The following is an 873-nucleotide window of genomic DNA, read 5'->3' as shown; positions in this document are numbered from 1 at the left end:
CGCCAGGCGGCCGGACCAGCGCTGGGACGAAAGCATTCATTGTGGGGCCTCCTCGATCGAGCCGACAACCGACATGATCAGCCTGACACTGGATGCGTCAGATCACCCACATATCATGATGTACTTCGCGCGGGAGCCACGATAGTGGCGAAGTACGAGTTCATCGATTCCTATGTCGCGGACGATTCCGCGGCAACACCGATCACCGACCGATGCCGCTGGCTCGAGGTCTCGACCTCCGGGTTCTACAACTGGCGCAGCCGACCGCAATCTGCCACATCGTTACGCAGAGATGCTCTTGCGGAACAGATTCGGTCGTTCTTCGATGCATCGAACGGAACCTACGGTTACCGCCGCATCCATGTAGATCTGACCGAAGCCGGCGTCGAGTGCTCCCCGGAATTGGTTCGGTCGATCATGCGTGAGCACGACCTGATTCCGTGCCAGCCACGTCCGTTCCGTGTCACCACCGACTCGGACCCCAACAGTGAACCGGTCGTGCCGGATCTGCTGCTACGGGACTTCGCCGCGGACCGGCCGGGAATCAAGTTCGTCGGCGACATCACCTACATCCATACCTGGGAGGGATTTTTGTATCTCGCGACGGTCATCGACTGCTTCTCTCGTAAAGTCGTGGGCTGGTCGATCGCAGATCACATGCGCACCGAGCTCGTCGCGGCTGCGTTGACCAATGCCGCGGCAACGACCCTCGTCGAGCCCGGGGCGGTTTTTCACTCCGATCGCGGCAGTGTCATTGGGCTCAATCGGTGGAAGCAACATTCGAGGTCAGGAGGGTGTTGTGGGCAGACCATCGGATTGGGTGCGGGAGGTGACGGGCAGGGCTCCGATGAGGTCACCCGGAGCGCCGGGCCA

The 873-nt window shown here is 61.1% G+C and carries 1 pseudogene; it reads left to right on the top strand.

What is annotated here, in order from left to right:
- Window positions 1–120: 120 nt before the first annotated feature.
- Window positions 121–873 (top strand): annotated as a pseudogene (locus ASU23_RS11220) (IS3 family transposase); the annotation flags it as partial.

The organism is Rhodococcus sp. KB6 (genome assembly GCF_001445685.1).
In the GTDB taxonomy this organism is placed as follows: Bacteria; Actinomycetota; Actinomycetes; order Mycobacteriales; family Mycobacteriaceae; genus Rhodococcus_F; species Rhodococcus_F qingshengii.
This window is presented reverse-complemented; position numbering and strand designations above follow the sequence as displayed.